Source organism: Maribacter sp. (assembly GCF_049667165.1).
Classification (GTDB): domain Bacteria; phylum Bacteroidota; class Bacteroidia; order Flavobacteriales; family Flavobacteriaceae; genus Maribacter_A.
This window is the reverse complement of sequence record NZ_JBATHS010000255.1, coordinates 1-10,026: the sequence shown is the minus strand read 5'-3', so window position 1 is coordinate 10,026 and position 10,026 is coordinate 1. Positions and strand designations below refer to the sequence as shown.

General features: G+C 42.2%; 12 protein-coding genes. 3 read left to right on the top strand and 9 right to left on the bottom strand.

The features are described 5' to 3' along the window. The 6 genes from WBM98_RS12675 to WBM98_RS12650 all read right to left on the bottom strand — a co-directional run. Positions 1 to 436: DUF4835 family protein (locus WBM98_RS12675; protein WP_424366389.1), on the bottom strand; the 436-nt coding region annotated here is incomplete at its 3' end. Then, positions 429 to 1,634, bottom strand: a complete 1,206-nt coding sequence (gene coaBC / locus WBM98_RS12670) for a bifunctional phosphopantothenoylcysteine decarboxylase/phosphopantothenate--cysteine ligase CoaBC (protein ID WP_424366388.1) — start codon at positions 1,632 to 1,634, stop codon at positions 429 to 431. The genes WBM98_RS12675 and coaBC, both read right to left, overlap by 8 nt. A 1-nt stretch (position 1,635) precedes the next feature. After that, positions 1,636 to 1,971, bottom strand: coding sequence for a DNA-directed RNA polymerase subunit omega (locus WBM98_RS12665; protein WP_424366387.1), 336 nt, complete (start codon positions 1,969 to 1,971; stop codon positions 1,636 to 1,638). A gap of 12 nt (positions 1,972 to 1,983) precedes the next feature. Next, positions 1,984 to 2,826 carry an outer membrane protein assembly factor BamD gene (locus WBM98_RS12660; RefSeq protein WP_424366386.1) on the bottom strand — a complete coding sequence of 281 codons (843 nt, stop codon included), beginning with the start codon at positions 2,824 to 2,826 and terminating at the stop codon, positions 1,984 to 1,986. Positions 2,827 to 2,943: 117 nt separating this feature from the next. Next, the gene (dapA, locus tag WBM98_RS12655; RefSeq protein ID WP_424366385.1) at positions 2,944 to 3,837 is read right to left on the bottom strand and encodes a 4-hydroxy-tetrahydrodipicolinate synthase; all 894 of its coding nucleotides are present in this window, start codon (positions 3,835 to 3,837) and stop codon (positions 2,944 to 2,946) included. After that, complete coding sequence (locus WBM98_RS12650; RefSeq protein ID WP_424366384.1) at positions 3,837 to 4,373, bottom strand: DUF6913 domain-containing protein; 537 nt, start codon at positions 4,371 to 4,373, stop codon at positions 3,837 to 3,839. The genes dapA and WBM98_RS12650 overlap by 1 nt, the downstream gene beginning before the upstream one ends. 116 nt (positions 4,374 to 4,489) lie before the next feature. On the opposite strand from WBM98_RS12650, the gene WBM98_RS12645 reads away from it, so the two are divergent. Together WBM98_RS12645 and WBM98_RS12640 are read left to right on the top strand one after the other, a co-directional pair. Continuing rightward, on the top strand, positions 4,490 to 5,206 hold the full coding sequence (locus WBM98_RS12645; protein ID WP_424366383.1) for a 5'-nucleotidase C-terminal domain-containing protein: 717 nt from the start codon (positions 4,490 to 4,492) through the stop codon (positions 5,204 to 5,206). Between the two features lies 1 nt (position 5,207). Next, complete coding sequence (locus tag WBM98_RS12640; protein ID WP_424366382.1) at positions 5,208 to 6,119, top strand: metallophosphatase; 912 nt, start codon at positions 5,208 to 5,210, stop codon at positions 6,117 to 6,119. On the opposite strand, the gene WBM98_RS12635 is transcribed toward WBM98_RS12640, so the two are convergent. From WBM98_RS12635 to WBM98_RS12625, 3 genes are read right to left on the bottom strand one after another with little or no spacing between them, the layout of a single operon-like run. After that, positions 6,116 to 6,424, bottom strand: a complete 309-nt coding sequence (locus tag WBM98_RS12635; protein ID WP_424366381.1) for a hypothetical protein — start codon at positions 6,422 to 6,424, stop codon at positions 6,116 to 6,118. The genes WBM98_RS12640 and WBM98_RS12635 overlap by 4 nt on opposite strands. After that, entirely contained in the window at positions 6,425 to 7,660 is a 1,236-nt protein-coding gene (locus tag WBM98_RS12630; RefSeq protein WP_424366380.1) for a cation:proton antiporter, read from the bottom strand. A gap of 50 nt (positions 7,661 to 7,710) precedes the next feature. Continuing rightward, positions 7,711 to 8,151 (bottom strand): M23 family metallopeptidase, encoded by a 441-nt coding sequence (locus WBM98_RS12625; protein WP_424366379.1) that lies wholly within the window; start codon positions 8,149 to 8,151, stop codon positions 7,711 to 7,713. 305 nt (positions 8,152 to 8,456) lie between these two features. Between WBM98_RS12625 and WBM98_RS12620 the strand changes: the two genes are divergently transcribed. Beyond that, on the top strand, positions 8,457 to 9,941 hold the full coding sequence (locus WBM98_RS12620) for an APC family permease (protein WP_424366378.1): 1,485 nt from the start codon (positions 8,457 to 8,459) through the stop codon (positions 9,939 to 9,941). Positions 9,942 to 10,026: the final 85 nt, after the last annotated feature.

Below are 10,026 nucleotides of genomic sequence, written 5' to 3'. Positions count from 1 at the left end.
AAATGACATATGCATAATAGGCCATGACGCTCACCAAATTCGATTCGAAAACATTTTCATTGAAAACCAAAGGTTGGAATTCGATATACTCGAAGTTGAATTGATTGTCCTTATAATTGAAAATCGGTGTTTCATAGGACGTGTTGAAAACCGGTCTTGAAGACTGGATCTGGATATTGCCCTTAAACCTATTGGATTCATATTCGGTGATCGTAATGTACATCTGGGCATTCACCCTTTCGTTGTCCTTATACACACGATTCGTCCATTTGGTCTTATTGACAAAATCATTCAATGAACGCTCCAAGGTCTTGAATATCTGTTGGTTGGTTTGGGCGACCTGATCTGAATTCACGGTTACCACACAGTTCAATTCCTGTGCAAAAACAGTACCGATAGAAAAGATAAAAACGAGGACAATTAGGTAATTACGCATTCAATCGAATTATGATTTCGTTCAAAATATCCTTGGCGACATCAGCCTTGGTTTTTAATTGAAACGCTTTAATCTGCGAATTCTTATCCAAAAATGTTATTTTATTCGTATTGCTGGCGAACCCTGCGCCCTTATCATTCAAGGAGTTCAAAACAATGGCATCTAAATGCTTTCGTTCTAATTTGCCTTTGGCATTTTCCAGTTCGTTCTCGGTCTCAAGGGCAAAGCCTACTAAAAACTGCTTGGTTTTCCGTTCTCCCAACGACAATAGGATATCCTTGTTCTTCACCAATTCCAAAGTGAGATTTTTTTCTTTCTTTTTGATTTTTTGGTCCGCCACCATTTTTGGCCTATAATCGGCCACAGCAGCAGCAGCTATGGCTATATCACAATTTTCGAAATGTTCATGGGCCACCTCGTACATTTCATCAGCCGAAATCACATTGATCCTAGTAATCAAATCATGTGAAATGGAGAGGTTCGTTGGTCCGGAAACCAAAAGCACCTGCGCCCCAAGTTTGGCTGCAGCCATGGCCAGTTCGTAACCCATTTGCCCTGTGGAATGGTTGCCTATAAACCGAACCGGGTCGATTGCCTCGTGGGTAGGCCCTGCTGTGATCAACACCTTTTTATCTTTCAAGGATAAGCCTTCCAATAGGTATTTTTTGATAAAAGCCACGATATCCTCAGGCTCTGCCATTCTTCCTTCCCCATGCAGACCACTGGCCAACTCACCCGAGGTAGCAGGAATCATAATATTGCCATACGATAGCAACGTATCAATAGACTTTTTGTTAGCAGGATGTTTGAACATGTCCAAATCCATGGCAGGCGCAAAAAAGACAGGGCATTTCGCGGATAAATAGACCGCCAACAAAAGATTGTCCGTGGCGCCGCTGGCCATTTTGGACATGGTATTGGCCGTCGCCGGGGCGATGATCATGATATCGGCCCAGAGCCCTAGATCTACGTGATTGTTCCAATCGGTCACCTCCCCTTCTTGCTTGACAAACGCCGTAAGCGCAGGATTCTTCGAAAGGGTTGCTAAGGTAAGTGGGGAAACAAAAGAGCTGGCACTTTCTGTCAAAACCACTTTGACATTGGCGCCAGCTTTAATCAATATACGTACAAGAAAAGTTGTCTTGTAAGCAGCAATTCCTCCAGTAATGCCTAAAAGAATATTCTTGCCGCTCAACATACTATTCTGTATCTTTCTCTGTGTTTCTATGGTAAATCCTATCCATCAACCACTCCTCAACGGCCATAGCGTGTGGTTTGGGAAGTTTTTCGTAGAATTTTGATACTTCGATCTGCTCCTTGTTCTCAAAAACCTCTTCTAAACTATCACTGTATGTGGCAAATTCCTCCAGTTTTTCCAAGAGCTCCTTTTTGATTTCAGAATTGATCTGAACAGCCCTTTTAGCGGTTATTGAAATAGCCTCGTATATGTTTTCGGTTTTCGCATCGAACTCGTTCCTATTTATGGTCACCGTTGAAACGGGAGCCTTAGAGTTCTTTAAATCATTCGTATTCATAATAACTGCTGTTTATTTTGTTTCTTTATCTTCTTCGGTCATAGGGGAATCCATTTCCTTTTGGATTTTACCCATCAATTCATCGGCCTCATCGACAAATTTGGTCTTTGGATATTGCCTTTTAAGTACATTATATGCTGTTTTGGCATTTTCCAAACGCTCTGGTTTCCATCTGGCAAAACTGTTTAAGGCAAACTCGGTTGCTGATTCAAATTTAAGGTACAAGGCCTCTTCCCTATAAATCGAACCGGGGAAATCGGAAATGAAATTATCGAAAGCCGCCATGGCCGGTGTCAAAAATGAATAATCAAAATGCCCCAATTTATTGAACTGCTTTGCGATTTCAAATGCTTTTTCTTCCTTTTTCGTCGTTAATTCCTGAGCCATTTTATTCGCCTCATCGAAGTATTCTGAATCGGGGTACATATTTATAAAGGTCTGCAATTTAACAAGGGCCTTATCCGTATCCGTCTGATCCAAAGAATATGCCGGGGAAAGTTTGTAATAGCTTTTAGCCCCTAAAAATGATGCTTGCGGCACCTTCTCACTTTTGGGATACGATTTGATGAACCGCTCAAACTGGTAGCCCGCCATGTTATAATCCTTACGTTGAAAATAGGTATCCGCAAAGAAGAACATAACCCTTTCTCCTTGAGGCTTACCTACATATTTGGGTGCAATCTGTTCGAATAAACGGTTTGCGCGTTTGTAATCCCCTTCATCATAATATTTCTGGGCAAGATCGTACTTGGCCTTTACATCTTCATTCTTAAGTACTTTTTGATACTCATTGCATGATGACATGACCGCAATCAAACCAAGTAAAGGGATTAGATTCCTCATTTTAAAAAACATTTTGCAAAATTAGGGATTCTGAATGGAACTAAAAAACAAATTTTATAGTGCTAAAATAACGTGCGAAAAGCACTTATCACCCTTATTTGGCTTAGATTTAACGTTCAAGCGAACGGCCTATTGGGCGTGTTGCCCGGCGAAAGGCTTCACGAATTTTTCGATTTTGTCCCTAAGTTGGTCCGATGCAGGTACCAAGGGCAACCTGACCCCTGATTTTGCAATGCCCAAGGCCTCGAATACCGCTTTGATCCCTGCCGGATTCCCTTCTTCAAAGATAAGCCCCATTCCTTCCTGTAGGGCATACTGCAGCTTGAAGGCCGCTTTGACTTGGTCCTGCAAGCCCAACCTGATCATCTTGGAAAATGCAAACGGTACACCTTGCCCCAACACGGAAATTACACCCATACCCCCGGCCATTACGGTAGATAGCGCCGTCATATCATCCCCGGAGATTACCATAAAGTTTTTGGGCTTATCCTTAAGGATATGCATGACCTGGGCCATATCGCCCGAGGCCTCCTTGATGCCTATGATATTCCCAAAGTCATTGGCCAGACGCAGTACGGTTGAAGGTAGTATGTTGCTCCCCGTTCTGGATGGAACATTATAAATGATCACAGGCAAGGGTGAATTTTCAGCAATTGCCTTAAAATGCTGGTAAATACCTTCTTGGGTAGGTTTATTATAATAAGGTGAAACAGATAGTATGGCGATGAAATCATCAAGATTCCGACGTTTTATAGTTTCTATGACGTTACTTGTATTGTTACCACCAATGCCAAGAACAAGGGGCAACGTACCGGCGTTGGCACTAATAATCGTATCGATTACCAATTGTTTTTCCGCTTCCGTCAGTGTTGCCGTTTCTGCCGTTGTGCCCAAAACGACCAAATAATCGACGCCACCGTCAATACAATGCTTTACGATAGTGGTCAAAGCCATGGTATCTACCGTAAAATCCTCCTTGAATGGAGTAACCAAAGCAACCCCAGTACCCACTAATTTTTCCATTATGCAATTTCATTCAGAACTCTTAAATATTTTTTGAGCTCTAGTTTAAACGTTTTAAAATCCTTTAAAGGCACACCTATAATCAGGTCATTCAATTTTTGATCCACCTCCATAAAACCTACCTTGATGCGGGCGTTGGTCTTTACCGTCATCAGTTGCAACAATAAATTATCCGTGTTATAATAGTTGACCAAAAGATCATAATCCCGACTTAAGAACTCCAACGCATAACTATTTTCAATCTCGCCTTTCCAACCTAAATCCTTATCCGAAAAGACCGGGGTCGAATAGGGCGAATTCTTGTCGTAATAACTTCGATAACCTATGATCTTTACTGCATTCGGTCTTAATTTATATTCATCCACAAACTCAAAAAAAAGTTCCGGTTTTTCAAAATTATCCAAATCAACAACACAACCAATGGAGGTTATACCGCCTGCTCTGTTGACCATCTGTGGCGTTTTGGATAGGGCTTCCTTTAAGAACTTAGTGGCAGATTTGTGTTTGAATTTATCCTTAATTCCTTTTAAAAACATGTACTTTTACATTTACACAAATGTAAATAATAAACACTCATCTTTGTGAGGCTAATGTAAAAACAATAATGGTTTTAAAAATACAACATTTTGTTATATTTATAACTTTATTGGGATTGGCATCCTGTAAACAGGCTAGCGGACGGCTTGCTACCATCGAAGGCAAGCAAATCCCCATTGATAGTACGATTTCCAAATCACAACCCATTGAGGATTTTATAGCCCCTTATAGCAAACGTATCGACGAGGTATTGGATAGCACCTTGGCCTATGCACCCAAAACCATCACCAAAGAAGATGGCGAATTCAATACCACAGCCGGAAATTTAATGGCGGATGTCGTGCGTTTGCAGGCAAACCCCATATTCAAATCACGCACAGGCAAGGATATCGACCTCGTTTTACTGAACCATGGCGGTATACGCTCGATCATATCCGCTGGTAAGGTAAATGCACGGAACGCCTTTGAGATTATGCCCTTTGAAAATACCATTGTGGTCGCCGAAATCAAAGGTACCGACGTACTTGAGATGGTGGCCTTTTTGGCCGAGGCCGGAAGGGCTCATCCTATTTCCGGAATGCAGATTGTCTTGGATAACCATCGGAAAATACGAAAAGCCCTGGTCAATGGTGAACCGATACTACCGGAAAGAACCTATTATATAGCCACTTCCGATTATTTGGTTTCTGGTGGTGACCATATGGGTTTCTTTAAAAACAATACTTCGGTCACAGATACCGACTATTTGATCCGCAATGCGATGATCGACTATTTTAAAAAAGTGGATACCCTTGCGCCCGTAATTGACGATCGTTTTTATATGGAAAAATAACATGGATAGAAGAAGATTTATTACCCAGACATCTGCCGGTTCCGCCTTTATAGGTTTAGGAGGTCTTTCCTTGAACGCTTGTTCGCGCGAAACAAAAAAGCATATTACCATTCTACATACCAATGATGTACATAGTCACATCGATACATTCCCGAAAAGCCATTCAAGCTATCCCAATCTTGGTGGTGTTGCCCGAAGGGCTACTTTGGTGGAGTCGATCCGTAGGGAAAACCCGAATACTCTTTTGTTAGATGCCGGTGATATTTTTCAAGGTACCCCCTACTTCAATTTTTATGGGGGTGAACTTGAATTTAAGTTGATGAGCAAACTCAATTATGATGCCGCCACCATTGGTAACCATGATTTTGACAATGGCATTGACGGCCTCTTTGCACAATTGCCCAATGCCACGTTCCAATTGCTTTCGGCCAATTACGATTTTAGCAATACGGTCATGAATGGCTATGTAAAACCCTATAGCATATACGTGGTCAATGGACTGAAAATAGGGGTATATGGCTTGGGTATCGAACTTGACGGTTTGGTAACGAAGAAACTCTTCAAAGAGACCAAATATCTAGATCCTTTTGAAATTGCCTCAGACATTGAAACCACTTTGAAAGTAGATGAAAAATGCGATTTGATCCTTTGTCTTTCCCACTTGGGATACCACTATAAAAGTGAATCAAAACCCGATGATCTAAAATTGGCTGGTAAAACAAAGTTCACTGACCTGATCATTGGAGGGCACACCCATACATTCCTTGACAAACCCACGGTGACAAAAAATGCTGATGGAAAAAATATTCTTGTCAACCAAGTAGGCTGTTATGGCATCAACCTTGGTCGGATAGACTTTTATTTTGATTCAGAAGGGAGCATAGAGGCCAAGGGTACCCGTATCATTGTTTAGTCCGGATTGTGGTCTATGATCCATTCCACGAGAACCTGCAACTCATCTTCCATGGATATATTCGGAAAAGGCCTAGCGGCCCTTCGATACCAATATCCCGCATTGAATTCATCCCCCTCTTTTCGATGTAGGTACGCATGGATCCAACTCCCTAATGTGGTCGGCAGGTCTTGGGCAATGTTATGGGATGTCTCCCAGTCCCCGACAGCATCAAACCACATAGCCTTCAGAGCCATCGGCCATTCATCATTCGGATACTCATTATCCAAAGTTTCAATGAATTTCGTGTAGTTTTCTGGAATCATTTAGGATAGTTTTTTAATCAAGTTACCTACAGTCAATCCTTGAACAATGATGGAGAATACCACGACCACATAGGTTATGACCAAAAACAGGTCGCGGTGCATATCCGCTGTAAGGCCAAGTGCTAGTGCAATTGAAATACCGCCTCGTAATCCGCCCCAAGTCATTATTAGGTTGGTATTGGGCACAAAATCTAACTTTTCCTTAAAAAAGCTGATGGGCAGTAATAAGGACAAATATCTACAGATCAATATGATGGGTATGGATAATAAGCCTGCAATGACATAATCGAGCTTAAAGGCCAACACCAACATTTCCATTCCTATCAATACGAACAATAGCGTATTTAGCAGAATGTCTATCAATTCCCAAAATTTATCAACATAGGTTTCCGTGATTTCGGACATGGCATTATCACGTAGGGTATCATTGCCAACCAACAACCCCGCCGTGACCATGGCCAAAGGGGCTGAAAGATGGAATTTCTGGGCGATTACCGTTCCTACCATGACTGTAGCCAAGGTAATGATGACTTCAATATCATAATCATCGATAGATTTCATTAAGCGATAGGTAAGCCATCCCAAAAGCAATCCCAAAAGGATTCCACCGATAACCTCAACCCCGAAAAGTTCTAAAACATCGATGGCGGATACGGTTGCATTCCCTGAAGAGGCAAACTGGAAGATGGTTAAGAAAACCACAACCCCTACCCCATCATTGAACAAAGATTCGCCGACAATCTTGGTCTCCAATTTTTTAGGAGCCCCTGCTTGTTTTAAAATACCCAATACGGCAATCGGATCCGTGGGAGAAATCAAAGCCCCGAACAAGAGGCAATATACATAGGCAACATCCAATCCAAAGAGCATTAAGAGATAATAGGTAGCAGTACCCACTAAAAATGTAGATACCAAAACCCCCAATGTTGAGAACACCAAAATTGGCCATCGTTGCACATGTAATTGCTGAAAATTAGTGTGCAATGCCCCCGCGAAGAGTAAAAAGCTCAACATAACATCCAAAAGCAAGGTCTTAAAATCAATTTGGGTGATGATGTATTTTTCGGCATTCAATAAGGTATCATCAAAATAACTCAGGGCAAAAACGCCCAAGGTAAAAAGAATGGTTATGACCATTAGCCCAATGGTATTGGGCATTTTGAGAAAACGTACATTGATAAAACCAAAGATGGCAGACAAGAAAACAAGTACGGTGGCGATTAAAAAGATGCTCATTTATTAAATAGGCTTGGTCCTAATGGTTCAAATGTAAGCCCCAAAAAGGTTTAACGCAACCATTTATCGGGATTTAGGTAAAACATCTTCTTCCAGCCTTGCACGGATTCAGAGTCATGCCGTTGCGGATAAGGAAAAGGAGATGTAATCGCATAGTGCAAATGTGGGGGTTTACCCTTAGCATTCCCGGTATCGCCTACGATGCCCAACACCGTGCCAATCTTTACGGGTTGAAAGGCAGATGCATCATAGGAATCGAGATGTGCATAATAATGAAATCGCCATTTGGGGCCCAACACCATGACCGATTTTCCCCCTTTCCCCCCTTCATAGGTATATACCACGATGCCATAGGTCGAAGCAACAACAGCTGTGCCCCGAGGGGCAAAAATATCGATTCCCTTATGGGTAATAGAGGTTCCCCAAGGATACGCCCAAAAAGAATCCACGGCCCAACTCTTAGTGGTTGCATCCTTTACTGGAATGATCATTTTTTGGGGCAAAAGGAATCCGATGGCGAGAATTACCAAGGGGACCCAAAACCATTTCCGGATCGACCGACCTCGAACAATAAAAGCGAAGGTTGATAAAAGTACATACCAAAATCGCCTTGTGGTATTTGTGATCATCTTACGTTTATAAAGGTTTTTGTAAAGTATTTACAAAAATAGGATTATCCCGTGGTATGCCTATGCCCATTTCAATAATAGCGCAAAGACAATGAATCAAATTATACCTTCATTTTTTATAAACGCATCTTTTCCTTTGCTCCTCTATTTTGTACATTGCCGAACGAATGAATAATAAACCGAACAAACTTACACGCCAGATGGGCTTACTGGCCCTTACCGCTACTGGCGTGTGTTCTATGTTGGGGGCCTCGATCAATGTGGTGCCTTTTATGATCCAACGAAATGTTCCTGGCATTGGACCCTATGTACTACCAGCCTTTGCCTTTGCTGCAATCCCTGCTTTGCTAGCTGCTTTTGCGTATTCGATTTTGGCTTCTGCCATGCCCCGTGCTGGGGGCAGTTATATTTATGCTAGCCGGGGATTGAATCCGTATTTAGGTTTTGTGGCAAGTTTTTCTCAATGGTTCGGGCTTTCCATTGTTATTGGCGTAATTGCCTATGTTACAGTACCTTTCATAAGGGATGTTTTCTTAGGTCTTGGCTTGGATTCCTTAGCTGTTGCCCTCGAGGTAGGTTGGATACGTGTTGGCCTTGCCTTAGCACTCCTATGGACCTTTGTTGCTATCAATATAAAAGGGACAAAGTCTTATGAACGCACATTACTTCCCATGATGTTTCTCATGTTTGCCTTAGGGGCGATTGTCATTATTGCAGGATTCAGTTTTGATACCACCGACTTCTTAACTGCCTTAAAGGCCAAGGAAGGAAGGGAATTTGTACCGATACCGACCATCGATTTTGACTGGAGGGTTTTTCTATCGGCAGCGGCATTGTTATTTTCCAGTTTTATTGGTTTCGATTCGATTGCACAGGCTGGAGGGGAAGCCAAAAATCCAACTAAATCCCTCCCAAAGGCCATATTGATAGCCATCTTGGGGGTAGGTCTTTTTTACTTTTTATTCGCAGCCGCGGTCTATCATACCGCTCCATGGAGTTTTGTAGCCGAAGAAGCATTAAACAAGGACATTACAGCTCCAGGGCTTTTAAGCTATGTGCTGCCTTCAGGTCTGGGAGTGGCTATTCTTGTTGGTGCTGCCATTGCGTTGATCAATGACCTCCCGGCCATGTTATTGTCCGTATCACGTTTGATGTTCGCTTGGGCCGAAGACGGCATTTTTCCCAAAGTGATTTCTAAAGTACATCCGAAACGCCATACGCCCCATATTGCCCTTTTGATTGCTGGATCAATGGCAAGTATAGGGGTACTGGGTTCCCATTTCGCAGGTGATTTCTTCTTGGGCATTGATATTATGGTCACTTCCATGATGGTCAATTTTTTATTGATGTGCGTTACATTATTAACCTTGCCCCAAAGAAATCCGGATTTGGCCAGTGAAATTAAAATCATTAAAAATAGAGGGCCACAAGTATGGATTGGCGGGTTCGGAGCCATTTTTTTAGTGGCATTTTTGGGCATTCATACGTACAAGGACCTCGCATCGAATGTAGATGCCTGGTATTTTCATTCCACGCCCATTTGGCTCATCGTCATGACGTTGGCAAGTATTATCTTCGTATACAAATGGCGTCAACTCAAGTTCCAAGGAGTGGATGTAACAGCACGATTTAAAAAACTTCCAATAGAATAAAACATGAAGATGACTACGACTTTGGCGCCCGGAATGGAAATTTCCCGAATTATCACCGGATTATGGCAAATAGCCGATATGGAAA

Excerpts from the sequence above, each read along its gene's own strand:
- WBM98_RS12635 (WP_424366381.1), bottom strand. The coding sequence starts at position 6,424 with ATGATTCCAGAAAACTACACGAAATTCATTGAAACTTTGGATAATGAG.
- WBM98_RS12620 (WP_424366378.1), top strand. The coding sequence starts at position 8,457 with ATGAATAATAAACCGAACAAACTTACACGCCAGATGGGCTTACTGGCC.
- dapA (WP_424366385.1), bottom strand. The coding sequence starts at position 3,837 with ATGGAAAAATTAGTGGGTACTGGGGTTGCTTTGGTTACTCCATTCAAG.
- WBM98_RS12640 (WP_424366382.1), top strand. The coding sequence starts at position 5,208 with ATGGATAGAAGAAGATTTATTACCCAGACATCTGCCGGTTCCGCCTTT.
- coaBC (WP_424366388.1), bottom strand. The coding sequence starts at position 1,634 with ATGTTGAGCGGCAAGAATATTCTTTTAGGCATTACTGGAGGAATTGCT.
- WBM98_RS12650 (WP_424366384.1), bottom strand. The coding sequence starts at position 4,373 with ATGTTTTTAAAAGGAATTAAGGATAAATTCAAACACAAATCTGCCACT.
- WBM98_RS12660 (WP_424366386.1), bottom strand. The coding sequence starts at position 2,826 with ATGTTTTTTAAAATGAGGAATCTAATCCCTTTACTTGGTTTGATTGCG.
- WBM98_RS12625 (WP_424366379.1), bottom strand. The coding sequence starts at position 8,151 with ATGATCATTCCAGTAAAGGATGCAACCACTAAGAGTTGGGCCGTGGAT.
- WBM98_RS12630 (WP_424366380.1), bottom strand. The coding sequence starts at position 7,660 with ATGAGCATCTTTTTAATCGCCACCGTACTTGTTTTCTTGTCTGCCATC.
- WBM98_RS12665 (WP_424366387.1), bottom strand. The coding sequence starts at position 1,971 with ATGAATACGAATGATTTAAAGAACTCTAAGGCTCCCGTTTCAACGGTG.